Below are 24,633 nucleotides of genomic sequence, written 5' to 3'. Positions count from 1 at the left end.
AGGCCATAGGGCCGCGCGTAGTCGTTTGACCTGCGGTTTCTTGGATTTCGTACGCGGCGTAGGCGCCTCGTAGGCGGTTTTCGCAGACCGGGGCGCGTACGGGACCGCGTACGCGCCCTGGGGCGTGCAGAGGATCAGGAGACGACGGCCATGCGGCGGGCGGTGGCGGTCCAGACGGTGGCCTTGCCGCCGCCCGCGCCGCCTCCGGCGCCCTTGCTCTCAGCCGCGTGTCCGGCCTTGACGAGGGTGTCCAGGCGGCGCCTGGCCTTCGCCACGTCTGCCGGATCGGGGTTGGGCTCGCCGGTGATGCCCTCGGCGAGCTGGCGGGCCGTCATCCCCTTGGTCCCGGCCTGCCTCAGCAGGGTGAGCGGGTCGAGGGTGTCCTCGACACGGGAGAGGCCGCGCGTGTGGTCGTGGACGACTGGCAGGGGGCCGATCTCCTCGTTCACCGTCTTGAGGTGGTGCAGCTTGACGATCGGATCGCCTGCCGCGCCGGCGAGGAAGAGCACGCTGCCCGCGCCGGCGGTGAACCAGGCCGAGCCGTAGACCTGGTCGAGGACGGGGCGCTGGTTGCGGGAGGCGTCGGCACCCTGCTTGCGCTGGTGGTGCAGCTCCAGCAACTGGACTCCGTCGCGGATCAGCTGCTGGCGGGCGTTGTTGTAGGCGATGCCCGCCTCGTCGTCGGTGAGCTTGCCGACGACGTCCTTGAGGCTGTCGATCACCACGGTGTCCGCGCCGTGCTCGGCGGCCATCTCGGCCAACAACTGCGGCTCGGCGGTCAAGGAGGCGGGCAGCGGCCCGGACCAGAACACCAGCCGCTCCTCCAGGATCTTCTTGTCGGCCGGGTGTACGACACGGAAGAAGGCGCGGGCGAGCTGGCTGGGCCGGTCCGCCGCGATGTAGAGCACCTTCTCGCCCTCCTGCACCGGCATGTCCAGCACTTGGGCGAGCAGTCCGAGGCGGGCCAGGACGAGCTGGTGGGCGATCGTCGACTTGCCCACTCCGGGCGGGCCGACCAGCATCAGGCTCTCCCCCGCCTCCCAGGCGGCCTTGCCCCGATGGCCCCAGATGGGCTCAGCCTCCTCCGGACTGGAGGACACGAAGCTCCACCCGTCCGTCGCGTAGCGCTGCAGGCGCCCGCCAGCGCTGTGGCGAGAACGGACCGCGAGCTCCTGCACCGAGGCGTTGACCAGCGTGCGGACTTCCTCGGGATCCGCGCCCTCCGCGGTGACGCTCTGCAGCACGCGTACCGCCATGCCGTGCATGGCCCGCAGGTCCGCCTGCTGGCGCACGATGCCCGCGTAATAGTCGGTGCCGCCGCCGATGGAGGCGCTGCTGGCAAGGGCGTGCAGATACTCGGGGCCGCCGACCCGTTTCAGGTCGCCCGTGCGCTGCAGCTGGTGAGTGAGCGCGATCGGGCTCTTGGGAGCATCCTGGCGCCGCAGCTCCAGCAGGGCATACCAGATGGTGGTGTGCGCGGGCTCGTAAAAGTCCGACGGCTCGATGAGCTGGCGGACTTCGTCGATGGTCTCCGTGCGGAACATGCAGGCGCCGAGCACGGCCTTCTCGGCCTCCGGTTCGCGGGGCATGTTCATCGGCACGCCGATGGCCGGGCCGCCCGTGGCCTCCGGCGCGGAGGAGCGGGGAAATTGCGCTGACGTAAGCGCGGCGGTTGGTGCGGTGCCCGTAGGCTTGGGCATAGAGGTCCCTCCCCGAGGTGCATCAGGCCCTGCCAGGCCGCACTTCGGTTGGTCGCTTGATGGGTGGTCATACACGGAGCCCTCTGCGGCCTCCGGCGTGCCATCGCCGGAGGCTGTTTCGCTGTTCGCGGCGGCTCCGCTTTCGCCGGGGAACACGGACAGTACGTCCACGCCTGTCCACAGTCGAGCGTTCCTGTGTCAGCTCAGCGCAGAACTGTCTGCTACGGTCCCACGCTTTCACGCCGCTAGACCCAGCAGCTGCAGCAGATCGGCGGTCACCACCCGGTAGGCGTTGCCCAGTCGCAGCACCTTGCACGGGTAGGCGCCCCGCTTCGCCAGCTCATACCCCTTGCTCCGGCCGAGACCCAGAGCCCGGTTGCCCGTGTCCAGGTCAACCGACACCGGGAGAGCGAGCAGCTCCTCCCGGCTCATCCCCTTCACGGCCTTCGGCTGTCCGGCCGCCATGTCTTCGCGCATGCAGTTCGCCCCTTTCGGTGCAGCCCTCGGCGAACGCGGTCATCACATCCGTCTCCAGGCGCCTACAAACCAGGATGACGAAGTTAATGTGTCTGCATGACACAGTGCCGTTTCGATGATGGAACCGACGAGGACGACGACTTCCCGGAGTGGGAGGACCGGGTCAAGGCGAACGTGGCCGGCGAAGTCCGGCGCAGAAGGCAGGAGCGGGGATGGAGCGCGCAGGAACTGGCGGACCGCTGCGCGCAGCTCGGGCATCCCATCCCACGCAACGTGATCGCCAACATGGAGTCCGGCCGCCGGGCCAACCTCCCCCTCGTGGACGTCATGGTCCTGGCCGCCGCCCTGAAGACGTACCCGGCCTGCCTGATCTTCCCGGTCGGCTACGTCGAGGAGACCCAGGAACTCCCGTTCCAGCAGCTCGTGCCCACCTGGGAAGCCCTGCGCCGCTTCACCGGCGAGGAGCACGTACCCGGCTACGACGCGGGCCTGGTCCCCGACTTCGAGCGTCACGCCAGCCTCGTCCGTACGGCCCTCGCCGGGCTCGAGGAGGAAGAACGGGCACGGTTCGCGGCCAAGACAGCCACCAGCCGCGCTCAGCAGGAAGAAGCAGAGCGCCAGCGGGCCAAGTACGGCGATCAGGCCATCGCCGCCAAATACCGGCTCCGCATCCTCCGCCGCGAACTCCGCGAGGAGGGAGCCGTCACGCCCGATCTGCCACCCGCGCTGAACGACGTAGACCCGCCCGAACCCGATACCGACACAGACACCACGGAGGAACGCCTTTGAAGGGCTCCACCCACCGCCGCTGCTACTGCCGCGACGCGAAGACCGGCAAGCCGCTCGGCAAGAACTGCCCCAAGCTGGCCAGCCGCAAGCACGGCTCGTACTCCATACGCCAGGAGCTGCCGCCCCGCGAGGACGGCACCCGCCGTGCCTTCAACCGAGCGGGCTACGAGTCGCTGAAGACTGCCCAGGCCGACCTCGACCACGTCCGCGGCCTCATCGCCTTGGCCGATGCCGACGAGCCGGAGGATTTGGAGCGCATCGTCGCCCTGCTGGAGCAGATCGTCGAAGACAAGGCCCCGCTCCCCGACATAGAGGAGACCCGGCGCCGCCTCCGTGCCGGGCAGGACCTTGTCGGCAAGATGACCGTCGGTGAGTGGCTGGACATCTGGCTCGCGGGCAAGAAGAGCCGCAAGACCACCATCAACGGATACGCGGGGCATATCCGTGTGCACCTCAAGCCCCGGATCGGCCATGTCCGTCTGGACCGGCTGAACGTCGGCCACTTGGTGGAGATGTTCGACGCGATCGCCGACGAGAACGAGGTGATCGCTTCAGAGACCGCGGCCCGGCTCGCGCAGATCGCCCGGTGCAAGCCGAGCAAGCCGGGACGTCCGGTCGCGAGCGAGCGTCAGCGACTGGCCAAGGAGCGGGCTGCGCTCGCGGAGATGAAGCCGTTCCGGCGGCAGACCGGACCGGCGACGCGACAGAGCATCCGCCGCACCCTGCGGGCCGCACTCAACGCCGCGATCAGCCGCCAGTACATCACCTTCAATCCGGCCTCCCACGTCGAACTGGAGTCGGGCAAGCGGCCCAAGCCCCTGCTGTGGACCGAGGAGCGGGTGGCACGCTGGCGGGCGACCGGGGAGAAGCCCTCCCCTGTCATGGTGTGGACCCCGGCCCAGATCGGCGTCTTCCTCGACGCCGCCGAAGGCGACCGTCTGTACCCGCTCTTCCACCTCATGGGCACCCGCGGTCTGCGGCGCGGCGAAGGCGTCGGCCAGGAGTGGACGGACGTCGACCTCGACGCCGGCCAGATCACCCCGGCCAAGGAGCTGGTCGTTGACGGCTGGGACCCGTACGAATCGGCGCCCAAGACGGACGGCAGCGCGAGCACCATTGCGCTCGACAGCCTGAACGTCGCCGTGCTGCGCGCCCACCGCGAACGCCAGGACGCAGAGCGCGAGAAATGGGGTGCCGCTTGGAAGGAGACCGGCAAGGTCTTCACGCAGGAGGACGGCTCATGGCTCCACCCGGAGACCGCCTCGGCGACCTTCCGGCGCATCCTCGCCACCACCGACCTGCCACCGATCACCCTCCGGGATCTCCGGCACGTCGCCGCGACGATCACGCACGGAAGCGGCGGCGACCTCCACACGATCAAGGAGACGCTGCGGCACTCCACGATCACGCTGACCTCGGACACGTATACGAGTCTGCTGCCCGAGGTGGACCGGGCGACGGCAGAGGCAGCCGCCCAGTTGGTGCCCCGTGCCCGCCGGGAGGAAGTCCTGGAAACAAACCAGGTCACATCCTGAGCAAGAGCCCCGCATGATTGCTGTCGTGGAAACCGACAGCACTCTGTCCATCACGCTGATCACGATGGACCGCGCCGCATCGCGCACAGTGCTGACCCGCTCGGACGGGAAGGAGGCTCAGCTCCCGCTGGATCCCTCCCCGTTCGAAGACTCGAGCGCGCTGGCCAGGTTGGACTTCACCCCGGCATATGGGGCTCTACTCGCCACCACCCTGAAGGGCGACCAGATTCTCTTCGAGATGCCCCTGGAAGGCGCTGGTGATCAGCTGGCTGGACGCCTTGTCGTGTACCTCGACCAGAACCAGTGGAGCATGATCAGCAACACCGTCCATAACGAGCAGAAGAGCAGCGCGGAGCACCAGGTCGCTGCCCGAAAGCTCAAGGAATGGGTGGAGCAACGCCGAATCGTCCTACCGGCTTCTGTGGGCCACTACTACGAGACCGGCAAACGATTCGACACCGCCCAGCGCTACGGCCTCGGGCTGACAGTCCTGCAGTACAGCCGAGGCTGGCAAATGCGTGATCCACTGCAAGTCCGGCGCAACGAAATTCACGATGCTTTCTGCCACCGCTTGGAACGGCTCGGCAGCATGCGCTCCGCCCCGGTCATCACGCTCGACCCAAATGCCCTCTACTCGCCGACCCGGTGGGCCAACTCCGAGCATCCGCCCTTGCTCCGGGACCAGTTGGCCTTCCAAACCAGGGCGCTGATGGCTGCCGCCGCCTCCATCGACGTCATGCTCGATACACAGCAGCTTGAGAGGGGGCCGGACACCGGCTGGACGGCGGGAAGCCAGCGCTTCAGTGACTGGCTGGACGAGTCGGGCCAGGACTCGCAGCAGAAGCGCAACGCCGTTGACAGCTACCTTCTACGGGATCTGCAGCTGGAGCTAGCTGAGGAGGCAGCCGCGGCACAGGTTCCCGTCGACCTGTTCCAGCAGTGGGGCCCTAAGGGATGGGCACGCGCGCTAGCGGAGTCTCCGGCCGTCGGGCTCTTCCGAGAGATGCTGCACAGTCGGCACCTCAACCGAAAGACAACCTGGCACCCCAATGACCTAACGGACATGGTCTACCTATCCTGTGCGGCCGGGTACGCAGACTTCGTCGTCTGCGAGAAGCACATGCGCGATCCGCTCCAGCACGGCCTGAAACGATTGGGGCGCCCAGCACGGGTCTACCGTCGCCTAGCGGAAGCCGTGGCAGCCATCGAGGATGTGCTGGATACGCCTCCCGTCCCCGCCGAGCCTGCTCAGTAGCGCTGAATGACGCCCCGCCCCGGAACGTCCGCTCACGCATCGCTCACGCACGGGCCCCAACTGACCCTCAGAACACAGGAGCGCCCCGGCCGATGATCCCCGGCCGGGGCGCTCCTGTGCAGGTCAGAGGAGGTAAATCCTCTGCCACTCGATGTAGGCCATGTCGGACTCGAACCGACAACCAACGGATTAAAAGTCCGCTGCTCTGCCAATTGAGCTAATGGCCCTTGGCGAGTCACCCCTGAGCATAGCCGGACGGCGCCGCGCAGCCGATCGGGTATCGGGTGTCGGGCCCGTCACGGGTCGGGGGAGGTGGCCGAGCGTCCCCCGCGGGGCCCGTCAGCCGAGCCCCGGCACGGGATCGGAACCCGCCCCCGCCCCCGCCCAGCACCCCGGCACGGGACCCCGCCCCCACGTCACGCCCGCGGCGCCGCCCCCCGCGTCGGTTGCAGGAACCAGTGGCGGGCCGACGCCAGCCACCACGCCGTCGCGAAGCCCAGGACCGCCAGGACCGCGATCGGGGCGTAGTTGAAGGTCTCCCAGGTCACCGGGGAGACCTGCGGCAGCATGAAAAGGACTGTGATGACCGCCACCCAGGCCACCGCCACGATGCCGATGGGGCGCGACCAGCGGCCCAGGTGCCAGGGGCCCCGGGCGAAGGCGTCGCCGCGGAACAGGCGCAGCAACGTGGGGATCACGTACGCGATGTAGAGGCCGATCACCGCGATCGACGTCACGGCCGCGTACGCCGTCACATTGATGAGGTACGGGAGGCCGAGGATCAGCGCCGCCCCCGCGGCCAGCCAGACCGCCGCCACCGGCGTACGGGTGCGGGGGCTCACGGTGTGCCACAGGCGGGAGAAGGGCAGCGCGCCGTCGCGGGAAAAGGCGTAGATCATGCGGGAGTTGGCGGTGACCGACGCCATGCCGCAGAAGAGCTGGGCGCCGATCACCACGAGCAGCAGGAGCTTGCCGCCCGTCGCGCCGAGGGAGTCCAGGAGGATCTGGGCGGGGGGTGCGCCGGTGTCGGAGTTCAGCTGGGTGTCGTACGAGCCGATCGCGTAGGTGAAGCCGAGGAGGAGGACGAACCCCGCTATCCAGGACGTCCAGATGGAGCGGACGATGCCGCGCGGGCCGGCCGTGGAGGCGTCGTGGGTCTCCTCCGTCATGTGCGCGGAGGCGTCGTACCCGGTGAAGGTGTACTGGGCCATCAGCAGGCCGATCAGGACGACGTACACGCTGTTGGTGAAGCCGGTCTCGTTGACGAAGTCGGTGAAGACGAAGGACGTCGAGCGGTGCGTGTCCGGAACGAGGGCCAGGGCCGCGACGATCGCCGCCACGCCGAGGACGTGCCACCACACGCTCACGCTGTTGAGGAACGCCACGATGCGCACGCCGAACGTGTTCAGGAGGCCGTGCAGCAGCAGGATCGCCGCGAACAGCATGATCGTGCGGGCCGGAGTGACCCCGAAGCCGAACTGGAGGTTCAGGTAGGCCCCGAGGAACGACGCCGCGCCGAAGTCCACGCCCGCGGTCACCGCGATCTGGCCGAGCACGTTGAACCAGCCCGTGAACCACGCCCAGGCCGCGGCCTGCCGGGGCGGGGCGAGGCGGTGCGCCCAGAAGTACAGGCCCGCCGAGGTCGGGTAGGCGGAGCAGATCTCGGCCATCGCGAGGCCGACGACCAGCGTCATCAGGCCCACCGCCACCCAGCCCCAGGTGATGAGGGCGGGCCCGCCGGTCTTCATGCCGTACGCGTACATCGTCAGGCAGCCGGACAGCACCGAGATGATCGTGAACGAGACGGCGTAGTTGGAGAACGCCGACATGCGGCGGGCGAGCACCTGCTTGTAGCCCAGCTGCGCCAGCAGTTCTTCGTCGCTCGACGGTGCGCCTGCGGTGCCTTGTCCCCCCGGGGAGCCGGGGGCTGAACCAGGTCTGGCGTCGTTTGTCATGCCCCCAGCGATTCCCTCGCCAGAGGTGCGGCATGCGCCGAACCGTGGCCGGAATCTGACGGGGCGTCGGATGCGGGGCACGTGGGGGCACGCGCAAGGGCCCGTACGCCACCGGGCAGGTGGTGTACGGGCCCTGAGGATGCGTCAGGCGACTGGATCAGCCGTTGCGCTTCCAGCGGGGCTTGTCGTCACGACGGCCGAAGGAGCCGGTGCTGGTGCCGGTACCGCGGTGCTCGTCACGGCGGCCCTGCGGGCGGTCGTGGCCGCCGGTGCGGAAGCCACCGCCGGTGGGACGGTCGTCACGACGGTCGCGGTTGAACGGACGGTCGCTGCCACCGCGGTTGAAGCCGCCGGAGGGGCGCTCGTCACGACGGTCACGGTTGAAGCCGCCGCGGTCGTCGCGGTTGAAGCCGCCCGAGGGACGGTCGTCGCGGCGGAAGCCGCCACGGTCGCCACCGCGGTCGTCACGGTTGAAACCGCCCGAGGGACGGTCGTCACGACGGAAGCCACCGGAGGGACGGTCGTCGCGGCGGAAGCCGCCACGGTCGCCACCGCGGTCGTCACGGTTGAAGCCACCCGAGGGACGGTCGTCACGACGGAACCCGCCCGAGGGACGGTCGTCGCGGCGGAAGCCGCCGGAGGGGCGGTCGTCACGGCGCTGGAAACCACCGCGGTCGCCACCACGGTCACGGTTGAAGCCACCGCGCTCGCCACCACGGCTGTCGCGGTTGAAGCCGCCACGGTCGCCGCGGTCGCCGCCACGGTTGTCGCGGCGCTCGAAGTTGCCCCGGTCGTCGCGGCGCTGGAAGGTGCCGCGGTCCTCGCGGACCTCCGACTGGGCCGGCACGGCAGCGGCGGCAGCAGCAGCCGCGACCTCGGCCTCGGCGGCGGCAGCGGCCTCGGCGACCGCGGTCTCCGGGTCCTCGCCGCGCTCACGGGCGGCACGGGCGACCAGACGGTCGGCCTCCTCGCGCAGCTCGCCGGCGCGGCGCGTCAGACGCTCCAGCTCCTTGGTGAGCTCGGCGACCTCGCGCTCGGCCTGCTTGGCCGAGTTGTTCGCGGAGTCGGCCTGGACCTCGGTCAGCGAACGGGCGCCGGTGATCTCGGCGACCTCCGGGTCGAACGCGCCGGCGCTCTGGATGATGTGGCGCGAGGCGTCGACGCCCGCGTCCTCCATCAGCCGGAAGATCTGGCGGCGCTGGTGCGGCAGCGACAGGGAGACGACGACACCCGACTTGCCGGCACGGGCGGTACGGCCCGAGCGGTGCAGGTAGTCCTTGTGGTCACCGGCCGGGTCCACGTTGAGGACCAGGTCGATGCCGTCGACGTGGATGCCGCGCGCGGCGACGTCGGTGGCGACGAGCGCGTTGACGTAGCCCTTCTTGAAGTCCTCAAGAACGCGGGTACGGGCGCCCTGCGTCATGCCGCCGTGCAGCGCGTCGGCCTTCACGCCCGACTCGCACAGCTGCTCCGCGATGCGGTCCGCGCCCAGCTGGGTACGGACGAAGATGATCGTGCGGCCCTTGCGGGCGGCGATGGCGGCGGTGACCGGCGCCTTGTCCTTCGGCTTCACGACCAGGACGTGGTGGGTCATCGTCGAGACGTTGCCCTGCGCGCTGTCGACCTCGTGCGTGACGGGGTTCGTCAGGTAGCGCTTGACCAGCGTGCTGATCTCGTTCTCCATGGTGGCGGAGAAGAGCATGCGCTGGCCGCCGCCGGGGATCTGGTCGAGCAGCTCGGTGACCTCGGGCAGGAAGCCCAGGTCGGACATCTGGTCGGCCTCGTCGAGGACGGCGACCTGGACGTTGGCGAGCGAGCAGGCGCCTCGGTTGATGAGGTCGCGCAGTCGGCCCGGGGTGGCGACGAGGACGTCGACGCCACGCTCCAGGGCGTAGATCTGGTTGCTCATCGAGGTGCCGCCGCAGACGACCTTCATCTTCAGGCCGAGCACATCGCCGTAGGGCTGGAGCGCGTCCGCGACCTGCATCGCGAGCTCACGCGTCGGCGTGAGGATGATCGCGCGGGGCTTCTTCTTCTCGGTGCTGCCGCCGGCCAGCGTGGCCAGGGTCGGCAGACCGAAGGAGAGGGTCTTGCCGGAGCCGGTGCGGCCACGGCCGAGGATGTCCTTGCCGGCCAGGGCGTCCGGGATGGTCGCGGCCTGGATCGGGAAGGGGGTGGTCACGCCGTTCTGGGCGAGCTTGCGCACGACGCCCTCGGGGAGACCGAGCTCCGCGAACGTGATGGTGGGCTCGGTGTTCTCGTCCGCCTCGGACTCGACGATCTCGACGATTTCGACGACCTCGGTGACGTCGGAGGCCGCTACGGCCTCGACGACGTCGTTCGCGGGGGCCTCGATGGCGTCGGTGTTCTCGTTCTCGGGCAGGACGGAGTGATCAGTGCTGGAAATGGACATGCGAAATGCGAAACCTTCCGGAGTCTCGGCACGCGCCCGTCAACTCCGTGAATTCGCAATTCGACCGCCTCAATGCGGTCAGCCACGGCTAGGGAGAGTACGCGCCACACGGCGCTCTTCTGTGTCGGCGCCGGGCAATGGGATCAAACGATCTACTACCATACGCACCCTCACCCCCCTAAGGCAAACCGAGTCCCCCTAAACCGGTCCGACCTGCGGTGATGCGGCCGGCTCCGGCTCGATCGGAGCGGGGTGAGCGCGCAGCGCGCTGTTGTGCGCGTCGGCTCCGGGAGTCGTGGACGGAGAGGGCGACGGAGGCGGCGAGACCGGCGGCGGGGGCGGTGAGACGGGCGGCGGGGTCGGATCCGCGTGGCTCGGCGACGCGGCCGGCTGCGAGGCGCCGTGCGAGGGCTTGGCCTGGCCCGCGCCGCCCGGCTTCGGATTGCCGCCCGCCGAGGGCGCGGCCGGCCCCGCCGCCGGCGACCCGCTGGGCCTCGCGGACCCCGACGGCCCGCCCGACGCCTTCGGGTCGTGCTTGCCGGTACGCCCCTTGCCCGCGCCCGCACCGCCCTTGCCCTCCTCCGGCCGGGCCGCCGCCTCGCCGTGCCGCCCGGCGGACACCGAGGGCTTCGGCCTGCCCTCCTCGTCGCTCACACTCATGCAGCCCGCCGACGCCGCGAGCACCAGAACGGTCACGGCCAGCTCGGCCAGGCGGGCAGGGGTGGTCAACTGGCGCACGGGGGGCACCTCCGGGACACGGGAGCGGTGGGGTCGTACGTTCCAACTCCCGCGCCCCCACGGGGGACACGCCCGCGCCGCACCCGGCTTGCGCCCGACACCCGTCCGAGCACACGCTCCCGCCCCGGGACACGTACGGCTCCCGGAGGTCACGCATACCCGAGCACACACAGACCGGCGGGGGTCGGGCCGCCCGCGCACGAGGCGCGCCCGCACAGACCGGCGGGGGTCGGGCCGCCCGCGCACGAAGCGCACACACAGACCGGCGGGGGTCGGGCCGCCCGTACCCGGCGCGCGCACAGAGCCGCAGGCCGAGTCACCCGCACCCGAAGCGCGCGGAGACCGCCGAAGGTGAGGCCACCCGCGCCCGACGCGCGCGGAGACCGCCGAAGGTCTAGCCACCCGTACGCGGCGCGCGCGCAGACCCGGGCGGTCTGGTCATCCGTACCCGAGCGCGTGGAGGCGTTCGTCGTCGATGCCGAAGTGGTGGGCGATCTCGTGCACCACCGTCACCTCCGTCTCGGCGACCACGGCCTCGCGCGTCTCGCACATCCGCAGCGTGGGCCCCCGGTAGATGGTGATCCGGTCGGGCAGCACACCGGCGTACCACTCACCCCGGTCGGTGAGCGGGGTTCCCTCGTAGAGGCCCAGCAGCTCAGGGTCGTCCGGGGCCGGCTCGTCCTCGACGAACACCGCGACGTTGTCCATCAACCGGGTCAGCTCGGGCGGGATCCGGTCCAGCGCCTCGCCGACCAGTTCCTCGAACTCCTCGCGCGTCATCTCCAGCACCCGCCCATTGTGGGTCACGCACCCGCACAGAGGCGCGTCCGCGCGGCATGGCACCCCCTGCGCCGCCGCTCCGACGACCGGCCGGCCAGTCGTCGGGCCGCCCGCGCCACCCGGTCCCGGGCCGGGCCGACACCGAGCGCCCGGGGCTGTTCTCGGCCCCGGCGGATCCCGTCCGTGCCCGCCTCGACGACCTCCCGGGAAACCGTTTTGGCGATACCTCCCCGCATCCCATATGCTTCTCACGTCCCCGACGCGCTGCAAAGCGCCCAGGCGGGCCAATTAGCCCTCATCGTCTAGTGGCCCAGGACGCCGCCCTTTCAAGGCGGTAGCACGGGTTCGAATCCCGTTGGGGGCACGCACAATCCTGTGCGAGACTTGGTCTCGCACAAGCCAGGTCCTGTGGAGCAGTTTGGAGTGCTCGCCACCCTGTCAAGGTGGAGGCCGCGGGTTCAAATCCCGTCAGGACCGCTGTAGTTCATTTCGGTGGACTACGTGGCTGGGTAGCTCAGTTGGTACGAGCGATCGCCTGAAAAGCGATAGGTCGCCGGTTCGACCCCGGCCCCAGCCACCATCCGGAAGCCCCGACCCACCCGGTCGGGGCTTTCGTCATACCCAGGGACGGAAAAAACCCGGCTCCCCCACGCCGAGCTCCCGGCGTTGTTTCACGTGAAACACCTTGGCTGGGCAGCTCAGTTGGTCCGAGCGATCGCCCTCACGGCGACACCCGGGCCCGTCCCCGCCCGACGGGCCCCCTGCGCACCGGTCTGCTCAGGTTTCCTCCGGGGCGGCCGGCTCGCGGGTTCGCGCGCGCCAGCCGCGTACGCCCAGGACCACCGCGGCCACCGCCACGAGGGCCGTCAGGAGGGCCCAGTTCGGGACCGCGTCGCCGATGCCCTTCGTCCACTCCTCCACCGCGTACGAGTCGTCGACATCGAGCAGGCCGGACAGTCCGGTCGCCCCGTCGTACGCGAGGAACAGGGCACCCAGCGCGATGAAGAACAGGCCCGACAGGAGCGAGGTGGTGTGCAGCTCGAAGCGGGCCAGTTTCACGACCCGGCCGCGCAGCCACGCGCGGCCCCCCAGCTCGAAGCGTTCCCACAGCAGGGCCAGGAGGAAGAGCGGCACGGCCATGCCCAGGGCGTACACCGCGAGCAGCAGACCGCCGTAGACCGGGCTTCCGCTCACCGCCGCCACCGTCAGGACGCTGCCCAGGATCGGACCCGCGCAGAACCCGGCAAGGCCGTAGACCGCGCCCAGCGCGTACACCGAGAGCGCGGTCGTGGGACGGATCCTCCCGGACAGCTCCGTCATGCGCCGGCTCGCGAAGCCCATGCCCAGGATCTGGGCGGCGCCGAGCGCGATGATCAGCCAGCCGCCCGCCAGGACCAGCTGGTCCCGGTGGCCGTAGAAGAGCCGCCCCGCGTACGAGCCCGCCGCCCCGAGCGGCACCAGGGTGGTCGCCAGGCCCGCGTAGAAGATGCCGGTGCGGGCGAGCAGCCTGGTGCGGCTGGAGATGGAGTACGCGAAGAAGGCGGGCAGGAGCAGCGCGCTGCACGGGCTGAGGAGAGCGAGCAGGCCGCCCAGGAACGCGGCCAGATATCCAACGTCGGAGGTCATTCCTGCGCCGCCCCGGCGGTTCCAGAGGTTCCGGCGGCCCCGGCAGGCGTACCGGCAGACCCAGCGGTTCCGGAGCTTCCGGTGGTCCCGGCAGTCCCGGCCTTGCCAGTCCCGGCCTTGCCAGTCCCAGCCGCCCCGGCCGCCCCGGCCTTCCTCGCCGCCGCGTCGATGGCTCGCGTGAACTCGTCCATCGGCTGGGCGCCCGCCATCGGGGCGCCGTTGATGAGGAAGGAGGGAGTCGAGGTGGCGCCCAGGCCGTACGCCTCGTCCTGGTCCTTCTTCACGGCCGTCCTCGCCGCGTCGCTGTCCACGTCGGCCGCGAAGCGCGCCGCGTCGGGTACGCCGGCCTGATCGGCCAGCGCCTTCATACGGGCCTCCCCGAACCCCTTCTCCTTCGAGCCCTCCGCGTACGCCGCCGCGTGGAACTGCCAGAACTTGCCCTGCTGCCCGGCGGCCCAGGCCCCGCGCGCGGCCGCCTCCGACTCGGCGCCGAAGATCGGGAAGTTGCGCCACTCGATGCGCAGGGTGCCGCTGTCGACGTACTTCTTCACGAGCTGGGGCTCGGTGTCGCGGGCGAACTTGCCGCAGTACGAGCACTTGAAGTCGGCGTACTCGATCATCACAACGGGCGCGTCCGGGCGGCCCTGGGCCAGTGGGTCCTTCGCCTCGCGGCGGGCCAGTTTCGCGGCCTCCGGGGAGCCTTCGCCCGGGTCCGATGCGGAGGCCTGGTCGTTGACGCTGGGCTTCGTGTCCGGGGTTGTCGCCTGGTAGGAGGCGAACCCGAGGAGAGCGGCGGCGGCCACCACGGCCGCCCCGATCAGGAACGGCTTCCTGGACTTGGCGGACGCGCCGGACGTGGCAGACCGTGCGGACTTGGCGGACTTGGCGGGCTTCGCGTTCTTGGCGGGCTTCGTGTTCTTGGCGGGCTTCGTGTTCTTGGGCATGCGGAACTCCGGTGCGTACGGCCATGCGTACGGGAAAGGGGACGGCGGTCGCTGGATGAAGCGGGACCGGCGTCTAGACCCTGAGCACCGAGAGTTCGACCGGGCCCGGCGCGCTCGGCGTGGGCCCGAGGAGCGGCGGGTCGCGGTGGGCCGCGTACAGGCCGCACGGCTCGGCGTGGCCCGGGCGGCCGCCCCCGAGGACGGGAGCCAGATCGTGCGCGGCGCGGGCCCGGGCGGGCACGGCGGGTTCCGATTCCTGGTGCCGGCCCCCCTGCTTGCAGCCGGGCGTACCCGGCCGGTCCGCGAAGGCGGCCACCAACGGACGCCCGGGCACGGAACCCGCAGCTCCGGCCTCCGGCAAGGCGGCCACGCCCGGACGCCCCGGCGCAGAGGTCGCGGGCCCGGCATCCGCGAGAGCACCCGCCCCCGCATCCCGGTCGGCCGCGACGGCGGGCGACGGCACCCACTTCGGCGGCGTCGGCGTCGGCGCGGGCACCGGCACGGCGGGCGCGGCCGTGGCCGTCGATGCGGGCCCGCACAGGGTCACCGCGAGCACCCCGAGCACCAGCACGAGCACCGCGGTGAGGCGGCGGCGCGGGGCTCGGGAGCGGGGCATGCCCGAAATGGTACGGGGTGGGGCCCGGGCGGCGCCGAAATGCGTTCGCCACTCGTCCTCGGCGGGTGAGATCCTGAACCAGGTATGTCTACTTCCTTCGCCGATCTCCAGACGCTGCTCGACGGGGCCTCGCTGCGCGACGCCCACCGCCTGGGCCGCCGTCTCGAAGGCGCCCGCCGCATCCGCAAGCCCGAGGCCCGCCAGGCCGTGCTCGACGAGATCGCCGCCGAGGCCCAGAAGTCCGCCGAGCGCATCGCCCGGCGGGCCGCCCGCATGCCCGAGGTCAGTTACCCCGAGCAGCTTCCGGTCAGCCAGAAGAAGGACGAGATCCTTCAGGCGATACGCGACCACCAGGTCGTGATCGTCGCGGGTGAGACCGGCTCAGGCAAGACCACCCAGATCCCCAAGATCTGCCTGGAACTCGGCCGCGGAGTGCGCGGCATGATCGGGCACACCCAGCCCCGCAGGCTCGCGGCCCGCACGGTCGCGGACCGCATCGCGGAGGAGCTGAAGACCCCGCTGGGCGAGGCCGTCGGCTGGAAGGTCCGGTTCACCGACCAGGTCGACCAGAACGCGACCTTCGTGAAGCTGATGACCGACGGCATCCTGCTCGCCGAGATCCAGACGGACCGCGAGCTGCGCGCCTACGACACGATCATCATCGACGAGGCCCACGAGCGGTCCCTCAACATCGACTTCCTGCTCGGCTATCTGGCCCAGCTGCTACCGAAGCGCCCCGACCTGAAGGTCGTCATCACCTCGGCGACCATCGACCCGGAGCGGTTCTCGCGCCACTTCGGCAACGCGCCGATCGTCGAGGTCAGCGGCCGTACGTATCCGGTCGAGGTGCGCTACCGCCCGCTCCTCGAAGAGGACTCCGAGGACAGTGACCGCGACCAGATCACCGCGATCTGCGACGCCGTGGACGAGCTCCAGGCCGAGGGCCCCGGCGACGTCCTGGTCTTCCTCTCCGGCGAGCGCGAGATCCGCGACACGGCGGACGCGCTGATCAAGAAGAACCTCCGCTCGACCGAGGTGCTTCCCCTGTACGCGCGGCTCTCCCACGCCGAGCAGCACCGCGTCTTCCAGCAGCACAGCGGCCGCCGGATCGTGCTCGCCACCAACGTCGCCGAGACGTCCCTGACCGTCCCGGGCATCAAGTACGTCATCGACCCCGGCACCGCCCGCATCTCGCGCTACAGCCACCGCACCAAGGTGCAGCGCCTGCCGATCGAGCCGGTCAGCCAGGCCAGTGCCAACCAGCGCAAGGGCCGCTGCGGCCGTACGTCCGACGGCATCTGCATCCGGCTGTACAGCGAGGACGACTTCGTCACGCGCCCGGAGTTCACGGACGCCGAGATCCTGCGGACGAACCTCGCGTCCGTCATCCTCCAGATGACCGCGGCCGGGCTCGGCGACATCGAGAAGTTCCCCTTCATCGACCCGCCGGACCACCGCAACATCCGCGACGGCGTCCAACTCCTCCAGGAACTGGGCGCGTTGGACCCCGGGGAGAAGGATCCGAAGAAGCGGCTCACCCAGCAGGGCCGCAAGCTCAGCCAGCTTCCCGTCGACCCGCGGCTTGCCCGTATGGTCCTGGAGGCCGACAAGAACGGCTGCGTACGCGAGGTCATGGTCATCGCGGCCGCGCTCTCCATCCAGGACCCGCGCGAGCGCCCCAGCGACAAGCAGACGCAGGCCGACCAGCAGCATGCCCGCTTCAAGGACGAGACCAGCGACTTCCTGGCCTACCTCAACCTGTGGCGCTACGTACGCGAGCAGCAGAAGGAACGCGGCTCGTCCAGCTTCCGCCGGATGTGCAAGCAGGAGTACCTGAACTTCCTGCGCATCCGCGAGTGGCAGGACATCTACTCCCAGCTGCGCACGGTCGCCAAGACCATGGGCATCCACCTCAACGAGGAGGATGCGCCGGAGCAGTCCGTGCACACCTCGCTGCTCGCGGGCCTGCTCTCGCACATCGGGCTCAAGGACACCGACAAGAACGAGTACCTGGGCGCCCGCAGCGCCAAGTTCGCGATCTTCCCGGGTTCGGCGCTCTTCAAGAAGCAGCCCAAGCTCGTGATGTCGGCGGAGCTCGTGGAGACCTCCCGGCTGTGGGCGCGGGTGAACGCGAAGATCGAGCCCGAGTGGGTCGAGCCGCTGGCCCAGCACCTGCTCAAGCGCACCTACAGCGAGCCGCACTGGGAGAAGGACCAGGCCGCGGTGATGGCGTACGAACGCGTCACGCTGTACGGCGTGCCGATCGTCGCGAACCGCAAGGTCAACTACGGCCGCATCGACGCCGAGGCATCACGGGACCTGTTCATCCGCAACGCCCTGGTCGAGGGCGACTGGCGCACGCACCACAAGTTCTTCGCCGACAACCGCAAGCTCCTGACCGAGGTCGAGGAGCTTGAGCACCGCGCGCGGCGCCGCGACATCCTCGTGGACGACGAGACGCTGTTCGACTTCTACGACCGGCGGGTGCCCGACCACGTCGTGTCGGGGGCGCACTTCGACTCGTGGTGGAAGCACAAGAAGCGCGAGGAGCCCGAACTCCTCGACTTCGAGCGCGAGATGCTCATCAACGAGAAGGCCGGCGCCGTCACCAAGGACGACTATCCGGACTCCTGGCGCCAGGGTCCGCTGAAGTTCCGGGTGACGTACCAGTTCGAGCCGGGTGCGGACGCGGACGGCGTGACCGTCCACGTGCCGCTCCAGGTCCTCAACCAGATCACCGACGAGGGCTTCGACTGGCAGATCCCGGGCCTGCGCGAGGAAGTCGTCACCGAGCTGATCCGCTCCCTGCCCAAGCCCATCCGGCGGCATTACGTGCCCGCGCCCAACTACGCGGCGAAGTTCCTGGACCGTGCGGTCCCGTTGCAGGAGCCCCTGCCGGTGACGCTGGCCCGCGAACTCCAGCGGATGGTGGGCGTCCCGGTCACGGCCGACGACTTCGACCTGACGCGCGTACCGGACCACCTCAAGATCACGTTCCGGATCATCGACGAGCGGCGCCGCAAGCTCGCCGAGGACAAGGACCTGGAAGCGCTCAAGCTCCAGCTGCGCCCGAAGGCCCGTCAGGCGCTCTCCCAGGCCGCCGCGGCGACCGCGGGACCGACGGGCGAGTCCATCGAGCGGTCGGGCCTCACGGACTGGACGATCGGCACCCTGACGAAGGTCTTCGAGACGCGGCGGGCCGGCCAGCCGGTGAAGGCGTACCCGGCGCTCGTGGACGCGGGCGACTCCGTCTCCGTACGCCTCTTCGACACCGAGGCCGAGCAGCAGCGGGCGATGTGGCGCGGCACCCGGAAGCTGATCCTCCTGAACATCCCGGTGAACCCGGCCAAGTTCGCCTCCGACAAGCTCACCAACCAGCAGAAGCTGGCCCTGTCACGCAATCCGCACGGCTCCATCCAGGCGCTCTTCGACGACTGCGCCATGGCGGCGGCGGACAAGCTGATCGCGGACCACGGGGGCCCGGCGTGGGACGAGGAATCGTTCCGCAAGCTGTACGACAGGGTCCGCGCGGACCTGGTGGACGCGACGGTGCGCACGGTCGGCCAGGTCCAGCAGATCCTGGCGGCCTGGCAGGCCTGTGAGCGCCGCCTGAAGGCCACGAACAGCCTGACCCTGGTCGCCAACGTGGCCGACGTACGCACCCAGCTGGCGACGCTGGTGCCGCCGGGCTTCGTCACGCTCACCGGGCTCAAGCGGCTGCCGGACCTGATGCGCTATCTGGTGGCGGTGGACCGCAGGCTCCAGCAGATGCCGACGGCCGTCCAGCGCGACACCACGCGCATGGAGAAGGTCCACGAGATGCAGGACGAGTACGCGTGGCTGCTCGAACAGCTGCCGCAGGGGCGGCCCGTCCCGCAACAGGTCCTGGACATCCGCTGGATGATCGAGGAGCTGCGGGTGAGCTACTTCGCGCACGCGCTCGGCACCGCGTTCCCCGTCTCGGACAAGCGCATCGTGAAGGCGATCGACGCGGCGGCGCCGTAGCCCGGCCATCGCTGTGAGTGAGTTCGACCTGACCAGCGGACCTGTTGTAGAGTCTCACTCGCAGCCAAGCACAACGGGCTGCGAAACAAGGTCCTGTGGAGCAGTTTGGAGTGCTCGCCACCCTGTCAAGGTGGAGGCCGCGGGTTCAAATCCCGTCAGGACCGCAGTCGATTGAAGCCCCGCATCCCACATTGGGAGCGGGGCTTCGTCGTTTCCCCGGGCCCCCGGAGGCCGCGCCCCGCGGCGGAGCCGCGCATGAACACAGCAAATCCCGTCAGGACCGCAGTCGATCGAAGCCCCGCATCCCACTCTGGGAGCGGGGCTTCGTCGTTCCCTGGGGGCCACCCCTCGGAGGCCGCCCGCCCCGCCCCCGGAGCGAGGCTTCGTCGTTCCCCCGCCCCGGCACACCCCCAAAGGCCCCGCACCCCTCCCCCCCCCTCCGCGGGCGGCGTTTCGTCGTCCCCCGCCCGGGGCTGCCCCAGATCTCCGGGAGCCGGGGGTTCCCGCTGCCTTGACGGGGTCGGCCGGCGCCGGTACCCCTGCAAGGAAGGGGAGCGGGGGTCGCCCCAGGAGGTGGCGTATGACGGCATCGTCGAGGCATGAGACGCGCGCGCTGCTGCGTGCCCATCTGTCGGCCGCCCTGGGGTATCGCCACCTCACCCGGCACTGCGCGGTCTGCCACCGGCTCCTGCGGCTCGCCATGGAGGTTTCCGAGCCCGTCAGGCCCGAGGACGAAAGTCCCCCCAACCGGTGACCAATGGCGCCGCGCACCCCGCCCGGGCGGTGAAAGGCTGCGCACGAACGGGACTTGAGGGTGTGACGGGAGTCACGAAACGAGTTTCTGGAACGGGTGAACTTACACCTCTCATACAACGCCCCGATTTAATATGTGCAATTGCACCACCCCGAGGGCCCGGCCCGTGGGGCGCCACGGCACCAGCCCGCCGGAGCCTTCGCGGGGCTGCGGGGGGAGGTGCCGGATGTGCCGGACAAGGCCGGACATAAAAAAATCGCGCTGGACCCGGCGGAGTCCAGCGCGATCGACGACGCACCACCCGTTGGGGCGGGCAGCGCACCGTATGGAGCTATAGGCGGGCTCGGCCGGGGTGGGGGCCCCGGAATGCCCGGATTACTGGGGTGTTGTTCAGGCCTCGCTGCGCTGCTGCGGAATACCCGCCAGCAGTGCGCGGACCTCTGCCTCGCGGTACCGGCGATGCCCACCCAGCGTGCGGATGGACGTGAGCTTGCCGGCCTTGGCCCAGCGGGTCACCGTCTTCGGGTCCACGCGGAACATCGTGGCAACCTCAGCCGGGGTCAGCAGCGGCTCGGCATCAGGGGTGCGAGCGGTCATGAGCGGCCTCCTCGGGAGAACCGAACCTTCTCGGTTCTTTCCTCTAAATTCTGCACCTTGACCCGCGTTGCCCGAAATGGCGGACGCGAGCCGAGTCGGTTATAGGACGAACGGCTTGTCCTCGGCACTACAACTACACCATCCGTCCAGCCACGTCGGCCAAACCGATGGAATTGCCCTCCCAGGTGTTCATCAGCGACGGAAGCCGATGGACCATGCCATAGCGGACAGTCACGCCACAGTGACGATCAGTCACAGAGCGATCAGGAGTCGTCAGACCCCCCATAGCGAGCAATACCGAGCAATCCGCCCTTAGTTGGGCGGAAGGGATCCTCCCCGGACCCCTTGTCCTATTTTGGCACGAGGGTGGGGTCTGGGCGCAAGGGCGAGATAAGTGCGTTCCATCACGCTTGAGGCAAAGGCCCGGATCAGGACCTACGTCCTGGAGCGAGCCCGCGAAGCCCCTTCAGGGGCCGTCAGGAGCCACCCCGGAGCCTCAGTTGGCCATCCGGCGCTCCTTGACGGGCCGCCAGCGCTCCGTGAAGCGTCCGTACGCCTCCTGCGCCCCGGCGTCGTCCCCGGCCCGCAGCGCGGCGATCCCCTCGGCCACGTCCGCCGCCGAACGGTCCGCCTCCAGACTCGCGTGCGCGAGGGCGTGCACGAGGCCGCCGTAGTCCAGCTCCACGAGTGAACGCGGATGGAACTCCTCCAGCCACCGCCCGACGTCCACAAGCCCCTCGGTGAGCGGGCCTTCGCCGATGCGGTCGCGTACCGTCCGCAGCGCCCGCGCCAGGCGGCGCCGCGCCTGGACCATCGGGGTGCGGTAGCGCAGCACGGGCGCGCTCGCGCCCTCACCCGGTGCATACTCGCGCTCTTCGTCCGAAAAGACCGTGAACCACGTCACAGGGATGTGCCAAACACTGGTCAAGATCCACGGGCGGGCGTCCGGGTTGTCCTCCCGCCAGCGCTCGTAGTCCGCCTCGGCCTGGTGGCGCACCACCGGTGGCAGCAGCGCGTCGAGCACCGGCTCGGGGAACTGCCCCGCCAGCCCCTCAAGGGCCTGCCAGCCACGCAGCCGGGTCCGCCAGGGGCAGACGCACACCACCCCGTCGGCCTCGGCCACGAACGCGTCGCCGCTCTCGTGCACGGGCACCGGTACGGGCGGGACGGGCACCAAGTCGGCCAGCGCGCGCCGGAGTTCGTCCTGGACATCGGGAGCGCGTCCGCGCTCCGCATAGCGCTGCCAGTGCCCGCGTTCGGGCTCGGGAAAGGCGGCAAGGGGCTCGTACACCCGCAGGTAGGACGCGTACGGAACGATCACAGAGGACACCACCGCCATGCCCCGCATCGTCCCACGGGAGTGCGCCCGTGGCGTGCTCGCGAGAGTGATCCTCGGCACTGGGCCTGATCTACGGGCGCGTAGGACTTACCCTGCTCCCGAACCAGGCCCGCCCCACCCACAGGCGGGCCGTCAACCGCCGCTTCGTACTTGGGAGTCACCACCGTGACCGATGTGACCGGAGCCGATGACGTACTGCACACCCTCTTCCGCTCCGACCAGGGCGGACATGAGCAGGTCGTGCTCTGCCAGGACCGAGCCACCGGGCTCAGGGCCGTCATCGCCATCCACTCCACCGCCCTGGGCCCGGCCCTGGGCGGCACGCGCTTCTACCCGTACGCCACCGAGGCGGAGGCCGTCGCCGACGCCCTCAACCTGTCGCGCGGCATGTCGTACAAGAACGCCATGGCCGGGCTCGACCACGGCGGCGGCAAGGCCGTGATCATCGGCGACCCCGAGACGATCAAGACGGAAGACCTGCTGCTCGCCTACGGCCGGTGCGTGGCCTCGCTCGGCGGCCGCTACGTGACGGCCTGCGACGTCGGCACGTACGTCGCCGACATGGACGTCGTGGCGCGCACCTGTCAGTGGACGACCGGCCGCTCCCCCGAGAACGGCGGCGCGGGCGACTCGTCCGTGCTGACCGCGTTCGGCGTCTTCCAGGGCATGCGGGCCTCGGCCCAGCACCTGTGGGGCGACCCCACGCTGCGCGGACGCAAGGTCGCCGTGGCGGGCGTGGGCAAGGTCGGCCGGCACCTCGTGGGGCATCTGCTCTCCGACGGCGCCGAGGTCGTGATCACGGATGTGCGCGAGGAGTCGGTGCGCGCCCTCACGGAGCTGCACCCCGGGGTGTCGGTCGCCGCCGACACGGAGGCGCTGATCCGTACCGAGGGGCTCGACATCTACGCCCCCTGCGCCCTCGGCGGCGCGCTCAGTGACGAGACCGTGCCGGTGCTCACCGCGAAGGTGGTGTGCGGCGCGGCCAACAACCAGCTCGCGCACCCGGGTGTGGAGAAGGACCTCGCGGACCGCTCGATCCTGTACGCGCCCGACTACGTCGTGAACGCGGGTGGCGTGATCCAGGTCGCCGACGAGCTCCACGGATTCGACTTCGACCGCTGCAAGGCGAAGGCGTCGAAGATCTTCGACACCACGTTGGCCATATTCGCTCGTGCGAAGGAGGACGGCATTCCGCCGGCCGCGGCGGCCGACCGGATCGCCGAACAGCGCATGGCGGAGGCACGTCAACACTGAGCCTTCGGGGGCCCCGTCGGCCGCGCTGAGAGACATGACTCACGCCGGTCGGCGGGTCGGGCCCCGAGAAGGGGTTAAAATCGCGGTTGACCAGCGAGGACAGCACGCTTTGTTGGTTCTGCCAAGTGGCACGTCATGCGGGCGGCGTACCGTAGGGCCGCGGAAGCAGGTACCGTTGAAGCTCTACGGACGCGGTCTCTCCACGGAGAGTCCGTTCCGGATCATGAACGCGTGTCAAGACTCTGGGGCCGTCGAGCCCCGTCACCGAGGGGGTCGAGCCATGGGGCGCGGCCGGGCAAAGGCCAAGCAGACGAAGGTCGCCCGCCAGCTGAAGTACAGCAGCGGCGGGACTGACCTGTCGCGTCTGGCCAACGAGCTGGGCGCATCTACTCCTAGCCCGACAGTGAGCCAACCGCCGAACGCGGAGCCACTGGAGGACGAGGAGGACGACGACCCGTACGCCCGCTATGCGGAGCTGTACGGGAATGACGACGACGACGAGGACGAAGAGTCCGGCCCGTCGTCGCAGCGCCGCGGCGCTTGACTTCGCTGATCCCGCTTTCGCGCACCGTACGTCCTCGGTGCTCTGAGCACACCGACCCGGTCCGGGGCCTTCGCCCCTGACCGGGTTTCGTGCTGCCGTCGCGAAGGCGGGCTTTCGCACTTGCCCTCGTGAAGAGGGGCGAGACATATGGGGCCGCGCCGGGATCCCGGCGCGGCCCGATACATGCTGCTACTTGGCGTAGTCGCCGGTCAGCTCGGCGCCGTCGCGGTGGTCGCCCCTGGCCAGGATCTCGCCGGCGACCCAGGCGTCCACGCCCCGGTCGGCGAGGGTCTGGAGCGCGACGTCGACCGATGCGTCGGGGACGACCGCCATCATGCCGACGCCCATGTTGAGCGTCTTCTCCAGTTCGAGGCGTTCCACCTGGCCGGCCGTGCCGACCAGATCGAAGACCGCGCCCGGCGTCCAGGTCGAGCGGTCGACCGTGGCGTGCAGGTGGTCCGGGATGACCCGGGCCAGGTTGTTGGCGAGACCGCCGCCGGTGATGTGGCTGAAACCGTGCACCTCGGTGGTGCGGGTCAGGGCCAGGCAGTCGAGGGAGTAGATCTTGGTGGGCTCCAGCAGCTCCTCGCCGAGCGTGCGGCCGAACTCCTCGACATGCTGGTCCAAGGTCATCTTGGCCCGGTCGAACACCACGTGCCGGACGAGTGAGTACCCGTTCGAGTGAAGACCGGAGGACGCCATCGCGATGACCGCGTCCCCCTCGCGGATCCGGTCCGCGCCCAGGAGTTGGTCGTACTCGACGACACCGGTGCCGGCGCCGGCGACATCGAAGTCGTCGGGGCCGAGCAGGCCCGGGTGCTCGGCGGTCTCGCCGCCGACCAGCGCGCAGCCCGCCAGGACACAGCCTTCGGCGATGCCCTTCACGATGGCCGCGACCCGCTCGGGGTGGACCTTGCCGACACAGATGTAGTCGGTCATGAACAGCGGCTCGGCGCCGCAGACGACCAGGTCGTCCACGACCATGCCGACGAGGTCGTGGCCGATGGTGTCGTACACGCCCATCTTGCGGGCGAGATCGACCTTCGTGCCGACGCCGTCGGTGGCGGAGGCGAGCAGCGGGCGCTCGTAGCGCTTGAGGGCCGAGGCGTCGAAGAGTCCGGCGAATCCACCGAGGCCACCCAGGACCTCGGGGCGCTTCGTCTTCTTCACCCACTCCTTCATCAGCTCGACGGCGCGGTCGCCCGCCTCGATGTCGACGCCCGCGGCTGCGTAGCTGGCACCAGCGCCCGCGTGCGGAGCACGCTGTTCAAATTCAGCAGATGACATGGACATGGCTCTGGAGAACTTTCGT

19 protein-coding genes and 5 tRNA genes are annotated in these 24,633 nt (G+C 70.0%); 11 read left to right on the top strand and 13 right to left on the bottom strand.

Annotated elements, in window-relative coordinates:
* Nucleotides 1–134 precede the first annotated feature (134 nt).
* Nucleotides 135–1,595, bottom strand: a complete 1,461-nt coding sequence (locus ACGFW5_RS11350) for a DnaB-like helicase N-terminal domain-containing protein (RefSeq protein ID WP_393833928.1) — start codon at nucleotides 1,593–1,595, stop codon at nucleotides 135–137.
* 342 nt (nucleotides 1,596–1,937) lie between these two features.
* On the bottom strand, nucleotides 1,938–2,177 hold the full coding sequence (locus ACGFW5_RS11345; protein ID WP_393833927.1) for a hypothetical protein: 240 nt from the start codon (nucleotides 2,175–2,177) through the stop codon (nucleotides 1,938–1,940).
* Between the two features lie 96 nt (nucleotides 2,178–2,273).
* Between ACGFW5_RS11345 and ACGFW5_RS11340 the strand changes: the two genes are divergently transcribed.
* From ACGFW5_RS11340 to ACGFW5_RS11330, 3 genes are read left to right on the top strand one after another with little or no spacing between them, the layout of a single operon-like run.
* On the top strand, nucleotides 2,274–2,966 hold the full coding sequence (locus ACGFW5_RS11340) for a helix-turn-helix domain-containing protein (protein WP_393833926.1): 693 nt from the start codon (nucleotides 2,274–2,276) through the stop codon (nucleotides 2,964–2,966).
* Nucleotides 2,963–4,501, top strand: coding sequence for a tyrosine recombinase XerC (xerC, locus tag ACGFW5_RS11335; protein WP_393833925.1), 1,539 nt, complete (start codon nucleotides 2,963–2,965; stop codon nucleotides 4,499–4,501). The genes ACGFW5_RS11340 and xerC overlap by 4 nt, the downstream gene beginning before the upstream one ends.
* A 25-nt stretch (nucleotides 4,502–4,526) precedes the next feature.
* The gene (locus ACGFW5_RS11330; protein WP_393833924.1) at nucleotides 4,527–5,756 is read left to right on the top strand and encodes a hypothetical protein; all 1,230 of its coding nucleotides are present in this window, start codon (nucleotides 4,527–4,529) and stop codon (nucleotides 5,754–5,756) included.
* A 154-nt stretch (nucleotides 5,757–5,910) separates the two neighbouring features.
* On the opposite strand, the gene ACGFW5_RS11325 is transcribed toward ACGFW5_RS11330, so the two are convergent.
* The 5 genes from ACGFW5_RS11325 to ACGFW5_RS11305 all read right to left on the bottom strand — a co-directional run bounded on the left by ACGFW5_RS11325 (nucleotide 5,911) and on the right by ACGFW5_RS11305 (nucleotide 11,651).
* Nucleotides 5,911–5,983, bottom strand: a tRNA-Lys gene (locus ACGFW5_RS11325).
* A gap of 189 nt (nucleotides 5,984–6,172) precedes the next feature.
* Nucleotides 6,173–7,711 (bottom strand): amino acid permease, encoded by a 1,539-nt coding sequence (locus tag ACGFW5_RS11320; RefSeq protein ID WP_393833923.1) that lies wholly within the window; start codon nucleotides 7,709–7,711, stop codon nucleotides 6,173–6,175.
* Nucleotides 7,712–7,868: 157 nt separating this feature from the next.
* Nucleotides 7,869–10,124, bottom strand: a complete 2,256-nt coding sequence (locus ACGFW5_RS11315; protein ID WP_393833922.1) for a DEAD/DEAH box helicase — start codon at nucleotides 10,122–10,124, stop codon at nucleotides 7,869–7,871.
* A 198-nt stretch (nucleotides 10,125–10,322) separates the two neighbouring features.
* Nucleotides 10,323–10,862 carry a hypothetical protein gene (locus ACGFW5_RS11310; protein WP_393833921.1) on the bottom strand — a complete coding sequence of 180 codons (540 nt, stop codon included), beginning with the start codon at nucleotides 10,860–10,862 and terminating at the stop codon, nucleotides 10,323–10,325.
* 438 nt (nucleotides 10,863–11,300) lie between these two features.
* On the bottom strand, nucleotides 11,301–11,651 hold the full coding sequence (locus ACGFW5_RS11305) for a metallopeptidase family protein (RefSeq protein WP_393833920.1): 351 nt from the start codon (nucleotides 11,649–11,651) through the stop codon (nucleotides 11,301–11,303).
* A gap of 282 nt (nucleotides 11,652–11,933) precedes the next feature.
* Here ACGFW5_RS11305 and ACGFW5_RS11300 point away from each other — a divergent pair.
* The 3 genes from ACGFW5_RS11300 to ACGFW5_RS11290 all read left to right on the top strand — a co-directional run bounded on the left by ACGFW5_RS11300 (nucleotide 11,934) and on the right by ACGFW5_RS11290 (nucleotide 12,222).
* Nucleotides 11,934–12,006: transfer RNA gene (locus ACGFW5_RS11300), tRNA-Glu, on the top strand.
* A gap of 38 nt (nucleotides 12,007–12,044) precedes the next feature.
* Nucleotides 12,045–12,119, top strand: a tRNA-Asp gene (locus tag ACGFW5_RS11295).
* 26 nt (nucleotides 12,120–12,145) lie between these two features.
* Nucleotides 12,146–12,222 (top strand) — tRNA-Phe (locus ACGFW5_RS11290).
* 197 nt (nucleotides 12,223–12,419) lie between these two features.
* Here the strand turns inward: ACGFW5_RS11290 and ACGFW5_RS11285 are convergent.
* The 3 genes from ACGFW5_RS11285 to ACGFW5_RS11275 all read right to left on the bottom strand — a co-directional run bounded on the left by ACGFW5_RS11285 (nucleotide 12,420) and on the right by ACGFW5_RS11275 (nucleotide 14,828).
* Entirely contained in the window at nucleotides 12,420–13,268 is an 849-nt protein-coding gene (locus ACGFW5_RS11285) for a cytochrome c biogenesis CcdA family protein (RefSeq protein ID WP_393833919.1), read from the bottom strand.
* On the bottom strand, nucleotides 13,265–14,212 hold the full coding sequence (locus ACGFW5_RS11280) for a DsbA family protein (protein WP_393833918.1): 948 nt from the start codon (nucleotides 14,210–14,212) through the stop codon (nucleotides 13,265–13,267). Before ACGFW5_RS11280 ends, ACGFW5_RS11285 begins: the two co-directional genes overlap by 4 nt.
* 73 nt (nucleotides 14,213–14,285) lie before the next feature.
* Complete coding sequence (locus ACGFW5_RS11275; protein ID WP_393833917.1) at nucleotides 14,286–14,828, bottom strand: hypothetical protein; 543 nt, start codon at nucleotides 14,826–14,828, stop codon at nucleotides 14,286–14,288.
* An 84-nt stretch (nucleotides 14,829–14,912) separates the two neighbouring features.
* Between ACGFW5_RS11275 and hrpA the strand changes: the two genes are divergently transcribed.
* The 3 genes from hrpA to ACGFW5_RS11260 all read left to right on the top strand — a co-directional run bounded on the left by hrpA (nucleotide 14,913) and on the right by ACGFW5_RS11260 (nucleotide 19,587).
* Nucleotides 14,913–18,833 (top strand): ATP-dependent RNA helicase HrpA, encoded by a 3,921-nt coding sequence (gene hrpA, locus ACGFW5_RS11270; RefSeq protein ID WP_393833916.1) that lies wholly within the window; start codon nucleotides 14,913–14,915, stop codon nucleotides 18,831–18,833.
* Nucleotides 18,834–18,922: 89 nt separating this feature from the next.
* Nucleotides 18,923–18,997: transfer RNA gene (locus ACGFW5_RS11265), tRNA-Asp, on the top strand.
* Nucleotides 18,998–19,413: 416 nt separating this feature from the next.
* Nucleotides 19,414–19,587 (top strand): DUF6274 family protein, encoded by a 174-nt coding sequence (locus ACGFW5_RS11260; RefSeq protein ID WP_328311545.1) that lies wholly within the window; start codon nucleotides 19,414–19,416, stop codon nucleotides 19,585–19,587.
* Between the two features lie 390 nt (nucleotides 19,588–19,977).
* Here ACGFW5_RS11260 and bldC read toward each other — a convergent pair whose 3' ends face one another.
* Together bldC and ACGFW5_RS11250 are read right to left on the bottom strand one after the other, a co-directional pair.
* Nucleotides 19,978–20,184, bottom strand: a complete 207-nt coding sequence (gene bldC, locus ACGFW5_RS11255) for a developmental transcriptional regulator BldC (protein ID WP_003949541.1) — start codon at nucleotides 20,182–20,184, stop codon at nucleotides 19,978–19,980.
* A gap of 496 nt (nucleotides 20,185–20,680) precedes the next feature.
* Complete coding sequence (locus tag ACGFW5_RS11250; RefSeq protein WP_393833915.1) at nucleotides 20,681–21,523, bottom strand: hypothetical protein; 843 nt, start codon at nucleotides 21,521–21,523, stop codon at nucleotides 20,681–20,683.
* Nucleotides 21,524–21,688: 165 nt separating this feature from the next.
* Between ACGFW5_RS11250 and ACGFW5_RS11245 the strand changes: the two genes are divergently transcribed.
* Complete coding sequence (locus ACGFW5_RS11245) at nucleotides 21,689–22,777, top strand: Leu/Phe/Val dehydrogenase (RefSeq protein WP_393833914.1); 1,089 nt, start codon at nucleotides 21,689–21,691, stop codon at nucleotides 22,775–22,777.
* 280 nt (nucleotides 22,778–23,057) lie between these two features.
* Nucleotides 23,058–23,321, top strand: coding sequence for a DUF3073 domain-containing protein (locus ACGFW5_RS11240; RefSeq protein WP_393833971.1), 264 nt, complete (start codon nucleotides 23,058–23,060; stop codon nucleotides 23,319–23,321).
* A 189-nt stretch (nucleotides 23,322–23,510) separates the two neighbouring features.
* On the opposite strand, the gene purM is transcribed toward ACGFW5_RS11240, so the two are convergent.
* Nucleotides 23,511–24,608, bottom strand: a complete 1,098-nt coding sequence (purM, locus tag ACGFW5_RS11235; protein ID WP_393833913.1) for a phosphoribosylformylglycinamidine cyclo-ligase — start codon at nucleotides 24,606–24,608, stop codon at nucleotides 23,511–23,513.
* Nucleotides 24,609–24,633 lie beyond the last annotated feature (25 nt).

Origin of the sequence: Streptomyces sp. NPDC048416 (genome assembly GCF_043200435.1) — a bacterium.
Lineage (GTDB): Bacteria > Actinomycetota > Actinomycetes > Streptomycetales > Streptomycetaceae > Streptomyces.
This window is presented reverse-complemented; position numbering and strand designations above follow the sequence as displayed.

Coding starts and splice junctions, on each gene's coding strand:
- ACGFW5_RS11350 (WP_393833928.1), bottom strand. CDS start 1,595: ATGAACATGCCCCGCGAACCGGAGGCCGAGAAGGCCGTGCTCGGCGCC.
- ACGFW5_RS11345 (WP_393833927.1), bottom strand. CDS start 2,177: ATGCGCGAAGACATGGCGGCCGGACAGCCGAAGGCCGTGAAGGGGATG.
- ACGFW5_RS11340 (WP_393833926.1), top strand. CDS start 2,274: ATGACACAGTGCCGTTTCGATGATGGAACCGACGAGGACGACGACTTC.
- ACGFW5_RS11320 (WP_393833923.1), bottom strand. CDS start 7,711: ATGACAAACGACGCCAGACCTGGTTCAGCCCCCGGCTCCCCGGGGGGA.
- ACGFW5_RS11315 (WP_393833922.1), bottom strand. CDS start 10,124: ATGTCCATTTCCAGCACTGATCACTCCGTCCTGCCCGAGAACGAGAAC.
- ACGFW5_RS11285 (WP_393833919.1), bottom strand. CDS start 13,268: ATGACCTCCGACGTTGGATATCTGGCCGCGTTCCTGGGCGGCCTGCTC.
- ACGFW5_RS11280 (WP_393833918.1), bottom strand. CDS start 14,212: ATGCCCAAGAACACGAAGCCCGCCAAGAACACGAAGCCCGCCAAGAAC.
- ACGFW5_RS11275 (WP_393833917.1), bottom strand. CDS start 14,828: ATGCCCCGCTCCCGAGCCCCGCGCCGCCGCCTCACCGCGGTGCTCGTG.
- hrpA (WP_393833916.1), top strand. CDS start 14,913: ATGTCTACTTCCTTCGCCGATCTCCAGACGCTGCTCGACGGGGCCTCG.
- ACGFW5_RS11260 (WP_328311545.1), top strand. CDS start 19,414: ATGACGGCATCGTCGAGGCATGAGACGCGCGCGCTGCTGCGTGCCCAT.
- bldC (WP_003949541.1), bottom strand. CDS start 20,184: ATGACCGCTCGCACCCCTGATGCCGAGCCGCTGCTGACCCCGGCTGAG.
- ACGFW5_RS11250 (WP_393833915.1), bottom strand. CDS start 21,523: ATGGCGGTGGTGTCCTCTGTGATCGTTCCGTACGCGTCCTACCTGCGG.
- ACGFW5_RS11240 (WP_393833971.1), top strand. CDS start 23,058: ATGGGGCGCGGCCGGGCAAAGGCCAAGCAGACGAAGGTCGCCCGCCAG.
- purM (WP_393833913.1), bottom strand. CDS start 24,608: ATGTCATCTGCTGAATTTGAACAGCGTGCTCCGCACGCGGGCGCTGGT.